This window comes from Cyanobium sp. CH-040, assembly GCF_024346135.1.
In the GTDB taxonomy this organism is placed as follows: Bacteria; Cyanobacteriota; Cyanobacteriia; order PCC-6307; family Cyanobiaceae; genus NIES-981.
Map to the genome: position 1 here is coordinate 1 of NZ_JAGQCJ010000008.1, position 19265 is coordinate 19265.

Here is a 19265-nt window from a genome sequence, read left to right on the forward strand (position 1 = left end):
ACGTGCTGAACCGCGCCAACCTGGGTATGGAAGTGATGCACGAGCGCAACGCCCACAACTTCCCGCTGGACCTGGCGGCCGCTGAAGCCACCCCGGTGGCGCTCACCGCACCCGCCATCGGCTGAAGCTGCCTTTTCGGCTCAGTCAGTCTGTCAACAACGCAGGACCTCCGTCTCTCCCGCTTCCCCCCTCCTTCTTCGAGGAGGGGGGATTTTTTGTGCTGAGCTTCATTGCCGAGAGCGGCATGATTCCAAGCCCACCTGTGCTGTCCGGCGGATCACGCCTGCCGCCATCACGCCCGGGGAGATGGGCGCCGCCTGATGGCCGGCTGCGCAGAGCAAAATGGACGTGAACGGATAGAAAGGAACTCTGAAGGCATTGGCATGTCCCGGTTGCCGCCGGCCTCTGAGGATGAACGGCGACAGACCGACGAGGGACAGAAAGGTCCATAACCAGGGTGCAGTACGACAGGGCTTTACCGAGAAGCTGGCCTGAGCGAATTTCTGTGGTGTGGCTGCGGATGGTGATCGTGCCCTCGATGGTCTGATAGCGCTGCCTGATCTCCATCACGACATTTCCGGATTGCCTGTCCCAGCGGCCGGACGGGTGGCCCTCCGCGCGGGCTGGAACAACCCAGAAATAGCCTCAGGCGTCAGGGGGCCTGATTTCGGCATCCGCCTTCCAGTCGCCCATGGCAAAGGAGTGGGACACGACACGTGTGCCCGGTGGCATCGCCAGGGACGCAATGTCTGGATTGGATTCAATGCCCACGCCACGAGCGCCAAATTCCTTCACCATCTCATCGGAAGTGGGTATCCAGATCACATTTTTCCCATCCTGGCCCCTGACCGGCTGGTACAGCTCATCGCCGGATTCCTGGGAGTAGGCCATGTCCGGCGCCATCATGCAGGGGAGAGCGCTGAGAACGGCGGCCTCCAGCTGGTGATGGCATCTACCTGCTCGCTTGAAGAAGAATGATTTGTGAAGTATCTGGCATATATCTCTCCAGAAGTCGTTGTCGCTGCGTCTGTGATTCCAGGTTGCCCGCGTCGACCATGGCGGCCAAGGTATTCGGCGATAGGACAGCTCACTTCAGGCGTCGCAGGTCCAGCGAGCTCTCACTTCTGCTGTGAGGTCCCGTTGGGCTAAGTCGAGGAATAAGCCGATGGTCGGACTTGAACCGACGACCTACTGATTACGAATCAGTTGCTCTACCGCTGAGCTACACCGGCGATGCCAAGAAACTAGCATTCAGAGCACCGGTCTGTCCCCGGCGCTCACCCGCACTCCCGCATCCATGGGTTCCCCTCCGCCGGCTCAGTCGGGGTCAAAGGCCGCTCCCCGCTCCTCCAGCGATCTCGACCCGGCACTGCGTGCCCGGTTGCTGCAGGAGGCCCGCACCCCCTGGCGTGGGCTCCGCCGGGGCCTGTGGCTTGCCCTGGCCGCCTCGGCTGCCCTCGGACTGGCCGTGATGACCATGCGGCTGGCAGCTGGAGAGGGCGTGGCCTCAGGCGATCTGCTCATCCAGCTCACGGCCCTGCTGCTGTTCGGCGGTCTGCTCTGGTTCGATCGCCGTGGCTCCCGGCGGGGAGACGACGAGGGCCTCTGAGCGCAAACTCAGGTCATCTCGGGGGGTGTTCAGGTCTCGGCCTGTCCAGGTTCGTCTGCTGGGTCGCTCTCCCCGGGGATCTCGGCCGGCGGCTGCGGGTGGGCGCCGGTGGACTCCGCGGCGGGCGCAGGGCACTCAGCTTCAGTCGGTTCGGGTGGTTCAGTCGCCTGCGCTGGCTCAGCCTGCCCAGCTGGCTCGGCTGGCTCAGGCGGGTCCTCGACGGCGGCCGGCTCGATGGGGCTCCGGTCCTCGAGCGGCGCCGGTGGTGCGTTGTTCAGCAGCGGCTCGAGAAGCAGCAGGGGCAGTCCGAGGCTCAGCCGCTGCTGCTCGATCTGCTCCTGGGTAAGGGGGGTGAGCCCCCGGAGACCCTCATCCGGCAGATAGAGCAGGGCCGCGGCCTGGAGCACCTGTTGCAGCTGCCACACCATCAGGGCCAGGACGGGCGTGGTGAGCAGCAGCGCCAGCATGCGGTTGGCATCCGCGAGCGGGGCCACGGGCCCGGCAAGGGCAGCCCGGGCATCGATCCACCAGAGCACGGGCAGCAGCACCGCCCCTGCCATCACCCCGGCCAGGCGGGCCGCCAGGGTGGGCGCCGCCAGCAGCGTGCGCTGGGCGGTGCTGCGGGCCCTCAGGGGCACCTGCACCAGCAGCAGGGAAAACGGATCCGCCGGCCTGCGCCAGAGCAGCACCGCCGGGGCCAGGGCGCCGATGGCCCAGGCCAGCAACCGTTCCAGGGCAGGCAGCCCACCGGGGTCGCTGCCAGCCAGGAGCAGCAGCAGCAGCAGCAGCTCCAGGGGGAGTGCGGCCAGTCCGACCAGCTGCAGCCAGATCAGAGGTTCTCGACGGGCTGCGGTCACGCGTGCTCCGGCATGGGCTCAGGCCTGGTGGTGCGCCGGCGCCTCAGCTGCTGAGGCTGCGGCGCTGGGTCACCAGTTTGTAGGCCTCGATGCGGTCTCCCTCCTGCCAGCTGCTGAAGCGATCGCAGGCGACACCGCACTCGAACCCACTGGCCACCTCCTTGACGTCGTCCTTGTTGCGACGCAGGGAGTCGAGGTCGCCCTCGTAGACCTTCTCCGTGCCGCGCCAGACACGCAGCTTGGCATTGCGCTGCAGCTTGCCACCGGTGACATAGCAGCCCGCCACGGCGTTCTTGCCGATCGTGAACACGGCCCGCACCTCGGCTTCGCCCAGACCTTCCTCCACCAGCTCCGGCTCCAGCAGGCCTTCCATGGCCAGCTGGATGTCCTCCAGCAGCTTGTAGATCACGTCGTAGTCGCGCACGTCGACGCCGGTGGCATCGGCGGCCCGCTTGGCACCGGGGGCCATCGAGGTGTTGAAACCCACGATCACTGCACCCGAGGCGGCCGCCAGGTCGACGTCGGTCTCGGTGATCTCGCCCGGGGCCGAGAGCAGCACCCGCACCTGCACTTCGCCCTGCGGCAACTGCTCCAGGGCGCCGAGGATCGCCTCCACCGAGCCCTGCACATCGGCCTTGAGGATCAGGTTGAGCTCCTTGAGCTCGCCCTCGCTGGCCTGGCCGGACATCGAGGCCAGCGACACCCGCCGCGAGGCCATCTGCTGGGCCAGGCGGGTGGCCCGTGCCTCGCTGGCACGGTCGCCCACCACGGCCCGGGCCGATTTCTCGTCCGGATACACCTCGAATTCGTCGCCGGCTGTGGGCACCTCGCTGAAGCCCAGGGCCTCCACGGCGTAGGAGGGGCCGGCGGCTTTGACCCGTTTGCCGGTGTCGTCCACCATGGCGCGCACCTTGCCGAGCACCGGGCCGGCTGCCACCACATCACCGGTGCGCAGGGTGCCGTTCTGGATCAGCAGGGTGGCCACAGGGCCCTTGGCCTTGTCGAGGTGCGCCTCGATCACGGTGCCACGGGCCAGGCGATCGGGGTTGGCCTGCAGGTCCTCCACCTCGGAGACCAGCAGGATCATCTCCAGCAGCGTGTCGATGTTCTCGCCCTTGATGGCGCTCACCGGCACCATCACGGTGCTGCCACCCCAGTCCTCGGCCACCAGTTCCTGGGCCGAGAGCTCCTGCTTCACGCGGTCGGGAGATGCTCCCTCCTTGTCGATCTTGTTGATCGCCACCACGATCGGCACCTTGGCGGCGCGGGCATGGCTGATCGCCTCCAGGGTCTGGGGGCGCACGCCGTCATCGGCGGCCACCACCAGCACGGCGATGTCGGTCACCTTGGTGCCCCGGGCGCGCATGGCGGTGAAGGCCTCGTGGCCAGGGGTGTCCAGGAAGGTGAGCTTGCGGGGCTCACCGCTGTGCTCGATCTCCACCTGGTAGGCGCCGATGTGCTGGGTGATGCCCCCGGCTTCCCCAGCCGCCACCCGGGTCTTGCGGATGGCGTCGAGCAGGCTGGTCTTGCCGTGGTCCACGTGGCCCATCACGGTGACCACGGGCGGACGGCGGATCAGGTGCTGGAGGTCGCTCTCCTCGATCATCTCCACCGTCTTGGCGGCGGCCTCCTCGACGTCGTCCTCGAGCACCGGCACGCCGAACTCCTGGGACACCGTCTCGATCGTGGAGAGATCGAGGCTCTGGGTGACGGTGGCGATGATGCCCTTGAAGAACAGGCTCTTGATGATCTCGGAGCTCTCCACGCCGAGCTTCTCGGCCAGCTCCTGCACCGTGAGGTTGCCCTCCGGCACGATCAGCATCTCCGGCCGCTGCTGCTTGGCCTCGCGCGCGGCGCGCAGTTCCATCGCCCGGCGGCGCTGGCGCTGACGGGTGGTTTCCTTCTTGCGCTTGCGCACCGCCACCGTGGGCTTGGCGGCGCTGCCCGGGGTGCTGCGGGGCTTGGCCGGACGGGCGAGGCTGGCCTGCAGCACCACCGCTTCCTGTTCGCCTGCGTAGCCGCTGGTTTCGGCGGTGAGGGCATCATCGTTCTCGCCGATGATGTGCACCTTGGGCCGTTGCTTCTGCGGCGTGCGGCTGCGCAGGGCCTCCAGCTTGGCGCTGTCGTCCCAGTCGGGCCGGCGGGGGCGGCCGGCGGGTCCCACCGGCGGCCGGAAGCCGGGACGGCGGGGGGCCGACGGTGGTGTGGCGGTGGGCCGCACGAACTCCGTGGTCTCGGTGCCACCGGCGGGCGCCTCGCCGCGCTCGCCCGGCCGGCGCGGCGGCGGAGCCGGTGTGCGTCCCGACGGCTTCTGCAGCTGCATCAGCTCCCCGGGCGCCATTGGTTTGCGCATGCCCGTGGGCAGGCCAGGTCGCACCGGAGCTCCGGGCCTGGGGGTGCCGCCCGGTGCGCTGCTGTCGCGGCGGATGGGTTTGCCCACCAGCTCCAGCCTGCTGGCAACGGGGCGGCCGGTCTGGGCCGGACGGCTGGGAGCCGGAGTGCCCGAGCGCTTGGGCGGGCTGGGGCGCGGGCTCACCGCAGGCCGGTTCACCGGCGGGGCAGGCGGGCGGCTGCCGGGAGCCGGGCCGCTGATGGGCTTGCCGACGATCTGGGGCCGGGCCGTGCCCCCCGGCCGGGAGGGAGTCTCGGGCTTGCGGCCCGGGGTGGGGAGTGTGGGTCGTGCCGGCTTGGCGGCGATCTCCACCGGCGGCTTGGCCGAGGGAGCCGGGCGGCCGGCGGCCGGGCGCGGCTCGGGGGCGGCGGCGGCGGGCCGCACCGGAGCGGCGGGTTTGGCGGGTGCGGGTGTCGCCGGGCGGGCAGGCGGGGGTGCGACGGCCCTGGCGGCTGCCGGGGCGGGGGGTGCGGGAGCGTTGGCTGCGGATGATGCGGCCGGCGGCTTGACGGCGGCGGTCCTCTCCGGCGCCCTGGCGGGGGCCGCGGGCCTCATCGCCACCTGCGGCTGGGGCCTGGCGGGCGCGGCTGGCTTGACCTCGCCCTGCGGTCGGGCCGGGGCCGGTGGGGCCGGCCGGGCCGGCGCGGCGGGGGAAGCGGCGGCTGCCTTCTTCACGGTGAGAATGGCCTTGGGCGGCGGCGTGACGGCGGCGGGCTTGGCAGCGGAGCCGTTGCTGCCCTTCTCCAGCAGCTGGCGGATCCGGGAGGCCTCCGTGTCGCTGATGGAGCTGCTGTGACTCTTCACGGCCAACCCCAGCTTCTCGGCGGCGTCGAGCACGTCCTTGTTCTCCAGGCCCAGGTCCCGGGACAGCTCATAAATTCTGACTTTGCCGCTGCTGGTCATTCAGATCTCCAAAGGACGCGGCCTCTGGGCCGCCAGGCGGCTCCAGGGGACACCAACCGCACGCGCTCTGCGGCCAAAGGCCATCTTGCCTCAGGGGGGGGCAATTCAGCTCCGTGGAGCCACCGCCAGTCGCTGCTCGAGCTGATCGAGCAGCCCGTCGTCCACCGGGCAGCGCAGGGCACGCTGCAGGCGCCGCCGGCGCCGTGCCTCCTCCAGGCAGGCGGGATCAGGGCAGAGGTAGGCCGAACGGCCCATGCCCTGATCCAACTGCACCCCTCCCCCGGCCAGGCGGACCACCCGCCAGAGCAGGCTGCGGTCGCTCAGTCGGCGGCAGGCCACGCAGCGCCGCAGCACCGGCTTGCCGCCCATGGCGCTCAGCTCTCCTGGAGAACGCCGGCTTCCTCGACGACGTCAGCCTCGTCCTGCAACTCCTCCTCCTCGTCCTCCGGCAGGGGATAGAGCTCGCGCAGACGGGCGTCCTCCTCGGCCCGGGCCGCCTGTTCGGCGGCCAGCCGGGCCTCGGCCTCGGCCTGCAGCCGCTCCTCCTCCTCCCTGTGGGAGATCAGCTCGGCCACCACGGCGTCCTCGGCCGACTGGTCGTATTCGGCGGCGTTCTTGATGTCGATCTTCCAGCCCGTCAGCCGTGCCGCCAGGCGCACGTTCTGGCCCTCGCGCCCGATCGCCAGGCTGAGCTGGTCGGGCGGCACCAGCACGTGGGCGTGCTGGCCCTCCGGATCCACCAGCCGCACCATCTCCACCCGTGCCGGGCTGAGGGAGTTGGCGATGTACTGGCCGGGATCGGGCGACCAGCGGATCACGTCGATCTTCTCGCCGCGCAGCTCGTTCACCACCTGCTGGATGCGGGAGCCGCGGGCGCCGATGCAGGCCCCCACCGGATCCACTTCGCGCTCCACCGAATCCACGGCCACCTTGGTGCGGGGGCCCACGGAGCGACTGGGGGGATTGGCTTCGCGGGCCACCGCCACGATGCGCACCGAGCCCTCCTGGATCTCCGGCACCTCGTTCTCGAACAGGTACACCACCAGCCCGGCGTTGGCGCGGCTCACGAACAGCTGGGGGCCGCGTCGGGGCACCTCGCTCACCTCCTTGAGGAACACCTTGAAGGTGGCGTTGGCGCGGTAGTTGTCGTTGGGCAGCTGGTCCCGGCGGGGCAGCTCGGCCTCCACCTCGGGGCGGCCCAGGCCGCTGCTCACGGCCATGATCACGCTCTGGCGCTCGAAGCGGATCACCCGGGCGGTGAGCACCGGATCCTCCAGGTCGGCGAACTCCTCCTGGATCATGCGCCGTTGCTGGTCGCGCAGCTTCTGGGCCAGCACCTGCTTGGTGGTGGCGGCGGCCATGCGCCCGAAGTCATCCTTCTCCGGCGTCACATCGAGCACCACAGTGTCGCCCACCTGGGCGTCCTCCGCCACCTGACGCACTTCCTCGATGGCGATCTGGTGGTCGTCGCTCTCCACCTCCTCGACGATGATCTTGGAGGCCAGCACCCTGTAGCCCTCCTCGTCGAGGTCGAGCTGCACGTCGAAGTTGGAGAAATACTCCTCGTCGAACGGGTCCTCGCTGATGCCCAGGTACAGGGTGCGCCGGTAGCGCTCATAGCCCTTGAGCAGGGCCTCACGCAGGGCGGCCTCGACCACCGCGGGCGGCAGTTTCTTCTCTTCGCTGATGTCCTCGATGAGGTTGTTCAGCCCGGGGAGCAGGACCAGAGCCATGGGTCTTCGGTTTTGAGGTGATTCGGTTGTCTGGAAAGGATTCAGTCGTGCTCGGCGGCGCTGACCAGGCGAACCCCGATCACGGCCTCCCGGGGGATTCTCCGGGTGCGGCCGCGGACGTTGATCTGCAGCTCGCTGTCCGTGCGCTCGAGCAGCAGCCCGTCGCAGTGTGTTTCGCCTCCCCTGGCATCGCGGTAACGCACGGCCACCGGAAATCCGCGGAAGCTGCGGAAGTCGCGGTCGTCGTGCAGCTCCTCGCTCACGCCGGGGCTGCTCACCTCCAGAACATAGGGCGCCTCCCCCAGCAGCCCCGCCGCCTCGAGGGCCTCCCCCAGCGGCGCGCTGAGACCGGCGCAGTCGTCGAGGCTGATGTCACCGCCGTCGCCACGGGCCGCCAGCACCTGCAGGGTCATGGGGATCCTGTGGGTGTGCAGCTGCACGCCGCGCAGCTCAAAACCCGCCGCCTCCAGGGTGCTCCGGGCGAGCCGCTCCAGCTCGGGGATCAGCGGATGGGTCACGGCGTGGCGCGGACGCTGATCTCAACCTAGGGAGCCTCGGAACCGCCCCCGGTCTGCCCCATGGCACCGCCCATGTCCAGCAGCGGCGCCTCGGCGTAGTAGTCGCTCTGCACCACGGTGCCGCGCAGGGCCGCGTCCTGGTTGAGGCACTGGGCGCGCTGCTCGTCGCTGCGCAGGTACTGGCACACCCGGGCCCAGAGCTTGGCCCGGGTGCCCGGGGCGCCCTGGCTGAAGTGCACCAGGTCGTTTCCGCCCACCATGCCCTGGATCTCCACCTGGCAGAGGCTGCAGCGCTGACGGCTGCCGGGGGGAATCGCTGCCATGGTGCGCAGGAAGGAGGCACAGCAACTTAGGCGGATGCGACTGCTGCAGCTCAGTGACCCGCACCTGCTGGCCGATGGGGAGGGCACCTACCGGGGGCGCCGCCCCGCCGCGCACCTGGCCGAGGCCCTGCGCCGGGGCGCGGCCCTCGATCCCCCGCCCGACCTGCTGCTGATCAGCGGTGATCTCTGCCAGGACGAGAGCTGGAGCGGCTACCTGCACCTGCGCCAGCTGCTGCAGCCCTGGCCCACGCCGGTGGCGTTGCTGAGCGGCAATCACGACCATCCCCAGCTGCTGCGCGCCGCCCTGGGCCGGCGGGCCGTGCTGGCGCCGGCGGTGCTGGAGCGTGCGGACAGCCGTGTGCTGCTGCTGGCCAGCCACCAGGCCGGGCGCACGGGCGGCGCTCTGGGAAGGCGTCAGCTCGGCTGGCTGGCCGGCCTGCTGCAGGGCTGGGCGCGGCAGCCGCCCCGCCCGCTGCTGGTGGCGGTGCACCACCCGCCCGTGCCGATCGGCGATCCCGTCATGGATGCCATCGGCCTGGACGACGGCGCGGCTCTGCTGGAGCTGCTGCGGCCGGTGCCCTCGCTGGTGGGCGTCGTCTTCGGTCATGTCCACCAGCACTGGCAGGCCGATCTTCCCGGCCGCGCCGGCGTGCCGCTGCTGGGCTGTCCCTCCACCCTCTGCGGCTTCGGCCCGGTGCAGCCCTGCCCTCTCGGGAGTCCTGACGATCCGGGGGGCCGCTGGCTGGAGATCGACCGGCGGGGCAGGCTCCACCACCGCCTGCTGCGCTGGCCGGCGCCCACCCGGGCCTCTGCCTAGCCTCGGGACCTGTCGGCCGCTCTCTTCAACCGTGTCGCTGTTCCCGGTCCGGCTCCTGGCGCTGCTGCTGGCCTGCCTGCTGCTGATCGGGCCGCCCCCGGCCCTCGCTGCCGGTGCCGCCGACGTCCTCGGACCGGCAGGGGGCGATGCCGCGGCACCGCACAGTTTCGTGGCCGCCGCGGCGCGAACCGTCGCGCCGGCGGTGGTGCGCATCGACATCGAGCGCAGCGTGGCGCGTCAGCCCTTCGATCCGGTGCTGCTGGACCCGCTGCTGCGGGACCTGTTCGGGGATCCCTCCGGTAGCCGGCGGGAGCGCGGGCAGGGGTCGGGTGTGGTCATCGACGCGCCCCGCGGCCTGGTGCTCACCAATGCCCACGTGGTCGATCAGGTGGACAGCGTCGAGGTGACCCTGGCCGACGGCCGCCAGGTGGACGGGGAGGTGGTGGGTGCCGACCCGGTGACCGACCTGGCGGTGGTGCGGGTGCGGGGCGTGCGCGATCTGCAGTCGGCACCGCTGGGGGATTCCGAGGCCCTGGAGGTGGGTGACTGGGCGATCGCCCTGGGTAGTCCCTACGGCCTTGAGCGCACGGTGACCCTCGGCATCGTCAGCAGCCTGCACCGCGACATCAACAGCCTCGGCTTCTCCGACAAGCGCCTCGACCTGATCCAGACCGACGCCGCCATCAACCCCGGCAACTCCGGTGGTCCCCTGATCGACGCCGCCGGCCGGGTGATCGGCATCAACACCCTGGTGCGCTCGGGGCCCGGTGCCGGGCTGGGCTTCGCCATCCCCATCAACCTGGCGCGGCGGGTGGCCGATCAGCTCGCCAGCGGCGGCCAGGTGGTGCATCCCTATCTGGGCCTGCAGCTGGTTCCGCTCACGGCCCGCCGCGCCCGCGAGAACAACCGCGACCCCGACGCCCTGCTGCAGCTTCCCGAGCGCGATGGCGCCCTGGTGCAGCGGGTGCTGGAGAACAGCCCCGCCGAAACCGCAGGGCTGCGGCGCGGCGACCTGGTGATCGCGGTCGCCGAGCAGGCTGTGCGCGATCCGGCCGCGCTGCTGCAGCGCGTGGAGCGCTCGGCGGTGGGCGAGCCGCTGCCGATCACCGTGCTGCGGGGCCAGCGGGAGCTGAAGCTCTCGATTCGTCCCGCCCCCTTGCCTCAGGCCGGATAAGCGTTGCTACGGTCGCGGGCCCCCGGCCCCGGATGGATGGCGGATCTTCAGGATCAGATGAAGCAGGCGGTGGCGCTGGCGGCAGCCGGCCAGATCCGCAGCGGCATGGTGGTGGGCCTGGGCTCCGGCTCCACCGCCGCCCTGATGATCCAGGCCCTGGGGGCCAAGCTCAGGAGCGGTGAGCTCACCGACATCGTGGGCGTGACCACCTCCTTCCAGGGCGAGGTGCTGGCCGCCGAGCTGGGCATCCCCCTGCAGAGCCTCAATGCGGTGGATCGCATCGACCTGGCCATCGACGGCGCCGACGAGGTGGATCCGGCCTTTCAGCTGATCAAGGGTGGCGGCGCCTGCCACGTGCAGGAGAAGCTGGTGGCCGTGCGGGCCGAGCGCTTCGTGGTGGTGGTGGACTCCACCAAGCTCGTCGACACGCTGAACCTGGGCTTCCTGCTGCCGGTGGAGGTGCTGCCTGGCGCCTGGCGCCAGGTGCAGGGCCAGCTCGGGGAGATGGGCGGCGAGGCCCAGCTGCGCATGGCGGTGAGGAAGGCCGGTCCGGTGGTCACCGACCAGGGCAACCTGGTGCTCGACGTGAAATTCGCCGGCGGCATCGGCGATCCGGTGGGCCTGGAGGCGGCGATCAACAACCTGCCCGGCGTGCTCGAGAACGGCCTGTTCGTGAACCTCGCCGATCAGGTGCTGGTGGGTGAGGTGGTCGACGGGGTGGCCGGCGTGCGCGATCTGGTGAAGCGCTGAGTCCGCCGCTCAGCCCTCAAGCCGCCGTCGCACCGACTCGGCGTGGCTGTGCAGCCCCTCGCTCTCGGCCAGGGTGATCACGGCCGCGCCGGTGGCCTCCAGGGCCTGCCGGTTGAAACGGATCAGGCTGGTGTGGCGCAGGAAGGTCTCCACGCTCAGGGCTCCGGCGAAGCGGGCGGTGCCGCTGGTGGGCAGGGTGTGGTTGGGCCCCGCGAGATAGTCGCCCACCGCCTCCGGGGTGTAGGGCCCCATGAAGATGGCGCCGGCGTGCTGGATGCGTCCGGCCAGGGACTCGGGATCCTCCACCAGCAGCTCCAGGTGTTCAGGGGCGAAGCGGTCGCTCAGCGCGGCGGCCGTGTCCAGGTCGTCGCAGACCACCACCAGCCCCCAGTCGCGGATGGCGGTCCGCGTGATCCCGGCGCGCGGGTGACCGGCCAGCTGCTGCTCCAGCGCCTCCGGCAGGGCGGCCGCAAGCTCGGCGCTGGTGGTGAGCAGGATGGCGGCGGCCAGGGGGTCGTGCTCGGCCTGGGCCAGCAGGTCGGCCGCCACCTGATCCACGCGGGCCGTGTGGTCGGCGATCACCAGCACTTCGCTGGGGCCGGCCAGCGAGTCGATCGCCACGCGTCCGTAGACTGCCTTCTTGGCCAGGGTCACGTAGAGATTGCCGGGACCGCTGATCACATCCACCCGGGGAATGCTTTCGGTGCCGTAGGCCAGGGCGGCGACCGCCTGGGCTCCGCCCACGCGGTAGATCTCCTCGATGCCGGCGAGGTGCGCCGCCGCCAGCACGGTGGGGTTGGGGTCCCCCCCCGGACCGGGGGGAGTGACCATCACCAGACGCTGCACACCGGCCACCGTGGCCGGCACGGCGTTCATCAGCACGGTGCTGGGGTAGGCGGCGCGGCCGCCGGGCACGTAGAGCCCGGCCCGCTCCACGGGCCGCCAGCGCCGGCCCAGCCGCTCGCCGTGCGGGCCCTGGACGTCCAGGTCGGCGGGAAGCTGGCGCCGGTGGAACTCCAGGATGCGCCGGTGGGCCAGCTCCAGGGCCTCCCGCAGCTGGGGATCGCAGGCGTCCCAGGCCTCCGCCAGGCGTTCGGCCGGGATCCGCAGGGGCTCGGGCCGCACGCCGTCGAAGCGCTCGCTGAGCTCCAGCAGGGCCTGGTCCCCCTCCCGGCGCACCTGCTCGAGGATGGCCTCGACGCTGGCGGCCGCCGCCGCCATCTGATCGCCGCCGGTGCGCCCGGCGATCGCCTCCAGCCGTGCGGCGGCCTCGGCCTGACTCAGACAGGTGATCGTGGCCGCAGCGCCGGCCTCCGGACCGGTCGCCGTGCCGGACGTCATGCCAGTCGCGGTGGCTGGGGAGGCAAGCACGGCAGGGCCTGAAGGGAGATCTCCTCAAAGTAGGTGGCCTGCCGCGGGGGATAGCCCGACGGCCTGCCGGTAGGATCTTCGTTTGCCGAAACAGCTCCCGTCAGCCAGTGGCCAATAACAAGTCGTCGAAGAAGCGCATCGAGATCGCCGAGCGCAATCGCCTGCGCAACCGTTCCTACAAGTCTGCGCTGCGCACGCTGATGAAGCGCTGCTTCAGCGCCTGCAGCGCCTACGGCCAGGAGCCCGGCGACGCGGGCCGTCAGGCCGTGCAGGACAGCATGAACGCGGCTTTCAGCAAGATCGACAAGGCCGTCAAGGTCGGGGTGCTGCACCGCAACACCGGCGCCCACCAGAAGTCGCGGCTGAGCGCGGCGGTCAAGACCGTGCTCGAGCCCGCCGCCAAGGCCTGAGCGGCTGCGCCACCATGGCGTCGTCCGCCCCGGCCCGCCGGTCTGCGCCATGACTCCGCCCAGCTCCAGCGTCGCCGCCCCGGCTTCGGTCGAGGCCCCGCCGGTCGAAGCCTCTGGGGTGTCTCAGCCTCTGGTCGATTCCCATTGCCATATCGTGTTCCGCAATTTCGACGCGGATCTCGATGCCGTCGCCCAGCGCTGGCGTGACGCCGGCGTGAGGGCCCTGGTCCATGCCTGCGTGGAGCCCTCGGAGATTCCGGCGATCCGGGCTCTGGCCGATCGTTTCCCCGAGTTGCGCTACTCGGTGGGGGTGCATCCCCTGGACACCCGCCACTGGGCCCCGGACACCGCGCGGGTGCTGCGCGAGGCCGCCGAAGCCGATCCACGGGTGGTGGCCATCGGCGAACTGGGCCTCGACCTCTACCGCCAGACGAACCTGGAGGAGCAGCTGGCCACGCTGCGTCCCCAGCTGGACCTGGCCTGGCAGCTCGATCTGCCGGTGATCATCCACTGCCGCGATGCGGCCGCGCCGATGCTGGCCGAGCTGCGCGAGCGGGCCGGGCGTGGCTGCTGCCCCCGGGGGGTGATGCACTGCTGGGGCGGCACTCCCGACGAGATGGAGGGCTTTCTGGAGCTGGGGCTGTACATCAGCTTCAGCGGGGTCGTCACCTTCCCCAAGGCCGACGCCACCCATGCCTGTGCCCGCCAGGTGCCGGCGGATCGCTACCTGGTGGAGACCGACTGCCCCTTCCTGGCCCCGGTGCCCCGCCGCGGCAAGCGCAACGAACCCGCCTACGTGGCGGCGGTGGCCGCCCGGGTCGCTGACCTGCGCGGCGAGTCCATCGAGACGGTGGCGCGTACCAGCAGCGCCAATGCGGCACGGCTGTTCCGACTCGACCTTCACAATGTATGATGATCCATTGGCCTGGAAGCGAATCCGCTCCTTGTTGTCGAAGCCTGCAGCCTTGAAGCGAGTTCCCTGAGGGCGCCTGCCGGCAGCCGCTCCCGCGCCGGGAGCGGCTATTCGCGTGGGCATCGGCGTCCCTCTCCCTTCCCTGCTGTCAGGCCGACAGGCCAGTCTCCTCCATCCGTTCCTGCAGGTTCACCGCATGAGCAGCGCGATCCAGGTCGCCAAGACCGCCACTTACCTGCCCGATCTGGTGGAGGTGCAGCGGGCGAGCTTCAAGTGGTTCCTGGAGAAGGGCCTGATCGAGGAGCTGGAGAGCTTCTCGCCGATCACCGACTACACCGGCAAGCTCGAGCTGCACTTCATCGGCAGTGAGTACCGCCTGAAGCGGCCCCGCCACGATGTGGAGGAGGCGAAGCGTCGCGACGCCACCTTCGCCTCGCAGATGTATGTGACCTGCCGCCTGGTCAACAAGGAGACCGGTGAGATCAAGGAGCAGGAGGTGTTCATCGGCGAGCTGCCGTTGATGACCGAGCGCGGCACGTTCATCATCAACGGCGCCGAGCGCGTGATCGTGAATCAGATCGTGCGTTCGCCGGGCGTCTATTTCAAGGACGAGCAGGACAAGAACGGCCGCAAGACCTTCAACGCCAGCCTGATCCCCAACCGGGGCGCCTGGCTGAAGTTCGAGACCGACAAGAACGACCTGCTGCACGTGCGGGTCGACAAGACCCGCAAGATCAACGCCCACGTGCTGATGCGGGCCATCGGCCTGTCGGACAACGACGTGCTCGACAAGCTGCGTCACCCTGAGTACTACCACAAATCGATCGAGGCGGCCAATGAGGAGGGCATCTCCTCGGAGGACCAGGCCCTGCTGGAGCTCTACAAGAAGCTGCGTCCGGGCGAGCCGCCGTCGGTGAGCGGCGGCCAGAGCCTGCTGCACAGCCGTTTCTTCGATCCCAAGCGCTACGACCTCGGCCGGGTGGGCCGCTACAAGATCAACAAGAAGCTGCGTCTCACCATCCCCGACGCGGTGCGCACCCTCACACCCGAGGACGTGCTCAGCACCATCGATTACCTGATCAACCTGGAGCTCGATGTGGGCGGGGCCAGCCTCGACGACATCGACCACCTGGGCAACCGCCGCGTCCGCTCGGTGGGCGAACTCCTGCAGAACCAGGTGCGCGTGGGGCTCAACCGGCTGGAGCGGATCATCAAAGAGCGGATGACCGTGGGCGAAACCGAATCGCTCACCCCGGCCCAGCTGGTGAACCCCAAGCCCCTGGTGGCGGCGATCAAGGAGTTCTTCGGCTCCAGCCAGCTGAGCCAGTTCATGGACCAGACCAACCCCCTGGCCGAGCTCACCCACAAGCGCCGCATCAGCGCCCTCGGGCCCGGCGGCCTCACCCGCGAACGGGCCGGCTTCGCCGTGCGCGACATCCATCCCTCCCACTACGGCCGCATCTGCCCGATCGAGACGCCGGAAGGCCCCAACGCCGGTCTGATCGGTTCGCTCGCCACCCACGCCAGGGTGAACGAGTACGGCTTCATCGAGACGCCGTTCTGGAAGGTGGAGAACGGCATCGTGCTCAAGCAGGGTGATCCGATCTACCTCTCGGCCGACCTGGAGGACGAGTGCAGGGTCGCTCCCGGTGACGTGCCCACCGACGCCGAAGGCCGCATCACCGCCGAGCTCGTGCCGGTGCGCTACCGCCAGGACTTCGAGAAGGTGCCGCCCGAGCAGGTGGATTACGTGCAGCTCTCACCGGTGCAGGTGATCTCGGTGGCCACCTCGCTGATTCCGTTCCTGGAGCACGACGACGCCAACCGGGCCCTGATGGGCTCGAACATGCAGCGCCAGGCGGTGCCGCTGCTGCGCCCGGAGCGGCCGCTGGTGGGCACCGGTCTGGAGACCCAGGTGGCGCGCGACTCCGGCATGGTGCCCGTGACCCGGGTCGCCGGCACGGTCACCTTCGTGGATGCCACGGCGATCGTGATCCGCGACGACGACGGCGTCGATCACACCCACTACCTGCAGAAGTACCAGCGCTCCAACCAGGACACCTGCCTGAACCAGCGCCCGATCGTCAAGCAGGGCGACCGCGTGATCCCCGGCCAGGTGCTGGCGGATGGATCGGCCTGCGAGGGCGGTGAGATCGCCCTCGGTCAGAACGTGCTGATCGCCTACATGCCCTGGGAGGGCTACAACTACGAGGACGCCATCCTGGTGAGTGAGCGTCTGGTGACGGATGATCTCTACACCTCGGTGCACATCGAGAAGTACGAGATCGAAGCCCGCCAGACCAAGCTCGGGCCCGAGGAGATCACCCGCGAGATCCCCAACGTCGCCGAGGAGAGCCTGGGCAACCTCGATGAGATGGGCATCATCCGCATCGGTGCCTTCGTGGAGAGCGGCGACATCCTGGTGGGCAAGGTGACGCCCAAGGGCGAATCCGACCAGCCGCCCGAGGAGAAGCTGCTGCGGGCGATCTTCGGCGAAAAGGCCCGCGATGTGCGCGACAACTCCCTGCGGGTGCCCGGCACCGAGCGCGGCCGGGTGGTGGACGTGCGCATCTACACCCGCGAGCAGGGCGACGAGCTGCCGCCCGGCGCCAACATGGTGGTGCGGGTCTACGTGGCCAAGCGCCTGAAGATCCAGGTGGGCGACAAGATGGCCGGCCGCCACGGCAACAAGGGCATCATCAGCCGCATCCTTCCCCGGGAGGACATGCCCTACCTGCCCGACGGCACGCCGATCGACATCGTCCTCAACCCTCTCGGTGTGCCGAGCCGGATGAACGTGGGCCAGGTGTTCGAGTGCCTGATGGGCTGGGCCAGCTCCCACCTGGGCTGCCGCGTGAAGGTGGTGCCCTTCGATGAGATGCACGGTGCCGAGAAGTCGAAGCAGACGGTGCAGACCTTCCTCGAGGAGGCCGCCGGCCAGCCGGGCAAGGACTGGGTCTACGACCCCGAGAACCCCGGCAAGATCCAGCTGATCGACGGCCGCACCGGCGAACCCTTCGATCAGCCCGTGACCGTGGGTTACGCCCACATCCTCAAGCTGGTGCACCTGGTGGATGACAAGATCCACGCCCGCTCCACCGGCCCCTACTCCCTGGTGACCCAGCAGCCCCTGGGCGGCAAGGCCCAGCAGGGCGGCCAGCGTCTGGGCGAGATGGAGGTGTGGGCCCTGGAGGCCTACGGCGCCGCCTACACCCTGCAGGAGCTGCTCACCGTCAAGTCCGACGACATGCAGGGCCGCAACGAGGCCCTCAATGCCATCGTCAAGGGCAAGCCGATCCCGCGGCCCGGCACCCCCGAGTCGTTCAAGGTGCTGATGCGCGAGCTGCAGTCGCTCGGCCTCGACATCGCCGTCTACACCGATGAAGGCGAGGAAGTGGATCTGATGCAGGACGTGAACCCCCGTCGCAGCACCCCCAGCCGCCCCACCTACGAATCCCTCGGCGTCGCGGACTACGACGACGACTGATTCCGGATCGCACCGCCGGCGGGATGCCGATCCCGCCCCCGGCCGCTGAGTCTTCTCCGCTCCACTCCTCACCGCCGCGCCTGCCGCCATGTCCAACAGCAATCTCCGCACCGAGAATCACTTCGACTACGTGAAGATCACGCTCGCCTCGCCCGAGCGGATCATGCAGTGGGGCCAGCGCACGCTGCCCAACGGCCAGGTGGTGGGTGAGGTGACGAAGCCGGAGACGATCAACTACCGCACGCTCAAGCCGGAGATGGACGGCCTGTTCTGTGAGCGGATCTTCGGCCCTGCCAAGGACTGGGAATGCCACTGCGGCAAGTACAAGCGGGTGCGTCACCGCGGCATCGTCTGCGAGCGCTGCGGCGTGGAGGTCACCGAGAGCCGGGTGCGCCGCCATCGCATGGGCTTCATCAAGCTGGCCGCACCGGTGAGCCATGTGTGGTACCTCAAGGGCATCCCCAGCTATGTGGCGATCCTGCTGGACATGCCCCTGCGGGATGTGGAGCAGATCGTCTACTTCAACTGCTACGTGGTGCTGGATGCCGGCGATCACCAGTCCCTCACCTACAAGCAGCTGCTCACAGAGGATGAGTGGCTGGAGATCGAGGATGAGATCTATGCCGAAGACTCCACCATCGAGAACGAGCCGGTGGTGGGCATCGGCGCCGAGGCGCTCAAGCAGCTGCTGGAGGATCTCGATCTCAGTGAGACCGCCGAGCAGCTGCGCGAGGAGATCGCCGCCAGCAAGGGCCAGAAGCGGGCCAAGCTGATCAAGCGCCTGCGCGTGATCGACAACTTCATCGCCACCAGCGCCCGGCCCGAGTGGATGGTGCTGGATGTCATCCCGGTGATTCCGCCGGATCTGCGGCCGATGGTGCAGCTCGATGGCGGCCGTTTCGCCACCAGCGATCTCAACGATCTCTACCGGCGGGTGATCAACCGCAACAACCGCCTGGCGCGGCTGCAGGAGATCCTCGCCCCCGAGATTATCGTGCGCAACGAGAAGCGCATGCTGCAGGAGGCCGTCGACGCCCTGATCGACAACGGCCGCCGCGGCCGCACCGTGGTGGGCGCCAACAACCGGGCGCTCAAGTCGCTCAGCGACATCATCGAGGGCAAGCAGGGTCGCTTCCGTCAGAACCTGCTCGGCAAGCGGGTCGACTACTCCGGCCGTTCCGTGATCGTGGTGGGTCCGAAGCTGAAGATGCACCAGTGCGGCCTGCCCAAGGAGATGGCGATCGAGCTGTTCCAGCCGTTCGTGATCCATCGCCTGATCCGCCAGAACATCGTCAACAACATCAAGGCCGCCAAAAAACTCATTCAGCGCGCCGACGATGAGGTGATGCAGGTGCTGCAGGAGGTGATCGAAGGGCATCCGATCCTGCTCAACCGCGCCCCCACGCTGCACCGCCTCGGCATCCAGGCCTTCGAACCCAAGCTGGTGGACGGCCGCGCCATCCAGCTGCATCCGCTGGTGTGTCCCGCCTTCAACGCGGACTTCGACGGTGACCAGATGGCCGTGCACGTGCCCCTGGCGATCGAGGCCCAGACCGAGGCGCGCATGCTGATGCTGGCCAGCAACAACATCCTTTCGCCGGCCACCGGCGAGCCGATCATCACCCCGTCGCAGGACATGGTGCTGGGCGCCTACTACCTCACGGCGGAACAGCCGGGAACGGCGAAGCCGGCCTTCGGGGACCGGGCCCGCACCTTTGCCGGTCTCGAGGACGTGATCGCCGCCTTCGAGGAGAAGCACCTCACCCTCCACGACTGGATCTGGGTGCGCTTCAACGGCGAGGTGGAATGCGACGACGAGGAGCACGAACCCCAGAGCCGGGAGACTCTCAGCGACGGCACCCGCATCGAGCAGTGGCTCTACCGCCGCGATCGCTTCGACGAGGACGGCGCCCTGATCAGCCGCTACCTGCTCACCACCGTGGGCCGCGTGGTCATCAACCACACCATCATTGACGCGGTGGCTGCCACCTGAAGTCCGACCAGCCCT

General features: G+C 69.4%; 16 protein-coding genes, 1 tRNA gene and 1 pseudogene. 9 read left to right on the forward strand and 9 right to left on the reverse strand.

All coding sequences use genetic code 11. The features are described 5' to 3' along the window. Positions 1-125: pseudogene (locus tag KBY90_RS08710) on the forward strand (photosystem II q(b) protein); the annotation flags it as partial. A 520-nt stretch (positions 126-645) separates the two neighbouring features. Here KBY90_RS08710 and KBY90_RS08715 read toward each other — a convergent pair. Continuing rightward, complete coding sequence (locus tag KBY90_RS08715) at positions 646-891, reverse strand: hypothetical protein (RefSeq protein ID WP_254968180.1); 246 nt, start codon at positions 889-891, stop codon at positions 646-648. 269 nt (positions 892-1160) lie between these two features. Next, a tRNA-Thr gene (locus KBY90_RS08720) sits at positions 1161-1232 on the reverse strand. A 65-nt stretch (positions 1233-1297) separates the two neighbouring features. On the opposite strand from KBY90_RS08720, the gene KBY90_RS08725 reads away from it, so the two are divergent. Beyond that, a complete protein-coding gene (locus tag KBY90_RS08725; RefSeq protein WP_254968182.1) occupies positions 1298-1609 on the forward strand; it encodes a photosystem II assembly family protein in 312 nt (103 codons plus the stop codon). A 29-nt stretch (positions 1610-1638) separates the two neighbouring features. Here the strand turns inward: KBY90_RS08725 and KBY90_RS08730 are convergent, their stop codons facing one another. From KBY90_RS08730 to KBY90_RS08755, 6 genes are all read right to left on the reverse strand, one after another. Beyond that, positions 1639-2466, reverse strand: a complete 828-nt coding sequence (locus tag KBY90_RS08730; protein ID WP_254968184.1) for a low-complexity tail membrane protein — start codon at positions 2464-2466, stop codon at positions 1639-1641. Between the two features lie 43 nt (positions 2467-2509). Continuing rightward, positions 2510-5761 carry a translation initiation factor IF-2 gene (gene infB, locus KBY90_RS08735; protein WP_254968186.1) on the reverse strand — a complete coding sequence of 1084 codons (3252 nt, stop codon included), beginning with the start codon at positions 5759-5761 and terminating at the stop codon, positions 2510-2512. Between the two features lie 105 nt (positions 5762-5866). Next, positions 5867-6130 (reverse strand): YlxR family protein, encoded by a 264-nt coding sequence (locus tag KBY90_RS08740; RefSeq protein ID WP_254968188.1) that lies wholly within the window; start codon positions 6128-6130, stop codon positions 5867-5869. 5 nt (positions 6131-6135) lie between these two features. After that, positions 6136-7494, reverse strand: a complete 1359-nt coding sequence (gene nusA, locus KBY90_RS08745) for a transcription termination factor NusA (RefSeq protein WP_254968189.1) — start codon at positions 7492-7494, stop codon at positions 6136-6138. 41 nt (positions 7495-7535) lie between these two features. After that, complete coding sequence (locus tag KBY90_RS08750; protein ID WP_254968190.1) at positions 7536-8012, reverse strand: ribosome assembly cofactor RimP; 477 nt, start codon at positions 8010-8012, stop codon at positions 7536-7538. A gap of 26 nt (positions 8013-8038) precedes the next feature. Then, complete coding sequence (locus KBY90_RS08755) at positions 8039-8335, reverse strand: hypothetical protein (RefSeq protein ID WP_254968191.1); 297 nt, start codon at positions 8333-8335, stop codon at positions 8039-8041. A gap of 34 nt (positions 8336-8369) precedes the next feature. Between KBY90_RS08755 and KBY90_RS08760 the strand changes: the two genes are divergently transcribed. Genes KBY90_RS08760 through rpiA form a run of 3 tightly spaced genes read left to right on the forward strand, consistent with a single transcriptional unit; the run spans position 8370 to position 11076 of the window. Further along, entirely contained in the window at positions 8370-9152 is a 783-nt protein-coding gene (locus KBY90_RS08760; RefSeq protein ID WP_254968192.1) for a metallophosphoesterase, read from the forward strand. 37 nt (positions 9153-9189) lie between these two features. Beyond that, positions 9190-10326 (forward strand): trypsin-like peptidase domain-containing protein, encoded by a 1137-nt coding sequence (locus KBY90_RS08765; protein WP_261353197.1) that lies wholly within the window; start codon positions 9190-9192, stop codon positions 10324-10326. A gap of 36 nt (positions 10327-10362) precedes the next feature. Continuing rightward, positions 10363-11076: a ribose-5-phosphate isomerase RpiA gene (gene rpiA, locus KBY90_RS08770; protein WP_254968193.1), complete on the forward strand. Its 714-nt coding sequence runs from the start codon at positions 10363-10365 to the stop codon at positions 11074-11076. A gap of 9 nt (positions 11077-11085) precedes the next feature. Here the strand turns inward: rpiA and hisD are convergent, their stop codons facing one another. After that, the gene (gene hisD / locus KBY90_RS08775) at positions 11086-12417 is read right to left on the reverse strand and encodes a histidinol dehydrogenase (RefSeq protein ID WP_254968195.1); all 1332 of its coding nucleotides are present in this window, start codon (positions 12415-12417) and stop codon (positions 11086-11088) included. Between the two features lie 137 nt (positions 12418-12554). On the opposite strand from hisD, the gene rpsT reads away from it, so the two are divergent. From rpsT to KBY90_RS08795, 4 genes are all read left to right on the forward strand, one after another. Beyond that, the gene (gene rpsT / locus KBY90_RS08780) at positions 12555-12857 is read left to right on the forward strand and encodes a 30S ribosomal protein S20 (RefSeq protein ID WP_254968196.1); all 303 of its coding nucleotides are present in this window, start codon (positions 12555-12557) and stop codon (positions 12855-12857) included. Positions 12858-12906: 49 nt separating this feature from the next. Beyond that, a complete protein-coding gene (locus KBY90_RS08785) occupies positions 12907-13770 on the forward strand; it encodes a TatD family hydrolase (RefSeq protein ID WP_261353194.1) in 864 nt (287 codons plus the stop codon). A gap of 196 nt (positions 13771-13966) precedes the next feature. Continuing rightward, a complete protein-coding gene (gene rpoB / locus KBY90_RS08790) occupies positions 13967-17257 on the forward strand; it encodes a DNA-directed RNA polymerase subunit beta (protein WP_254968197.1) in 3291 nt (1096 codons plus the stop codon). An 88-nt stretch (positions 17258-17345) separates the two neighbouring features. Further along, the gene (locus KBY90_RS08795; protein ID WP_254968198.1) at positions 17346-19250 is read left to right on the forward strand and encodes a DNA-directed RNA polymerase subunit gamma; all 1905 of its coding nucleotides are present in this window, start codon (positions 17346-17348) and stop codon (positions 19248-19250) included. Positions 19251-19265: the final 15 nt, after the last annotated feature.